The organism is Rhizobium sp. 01T437 (assembly GCF_056398505.1).
The window spans coordinates 1-357 of the sequence record NZ_JBFTPM010000091.1; the positions used below are offsets into that span (position 1 = coordinate 1).

Here is a 357-nt window from a genome sequence, read left to right on the forward strand (position 1 = left end):
TCTGCAGGCCGTACGGCAGGCGCCCCACCGGGGTCTTGCGGATGGCCTGGATCTCGAGGAAGTCGATCACCTCCTCCACCTTGTGCCGGTGCCGGATCTCCTCGGCGCGCGCCGGGCCCCACCACAGCGCGTGCGCGAACAGGCCGGTGCGGAACTGGGTGTTGCGGCCGGTCATGATGTTGTCCAGCACGGTCATGCCCTTGAACAGCGCGATGTTCTGGAACGTGCGCGCGATGCCCTGCCGCGCGGCGGCGGTCGGATGCATCTGGCGCCGCTCCTCGCCCCGGAACACGATGCGGCCCTGCTGGGGGTGATAGACGCCGTTGATCACGTTCAGCATCGAACTCTTGCCGGCGC

The 357-nt window shown here is 68.6% G+C and carries 1 protein-coding gene; it reads right to left on the bottom strand.

Features of this window, described 5'->3' with window-relative positions:
* Nucleotides 1–357, bottom strand: a 357-nt coding sequence (locus tag AC1DM5_RS36640; protein ID WP_477976986.1) for an ATP-binding cassette domain-containing protein, incomplete at both ends; no start/stop codon positions are given.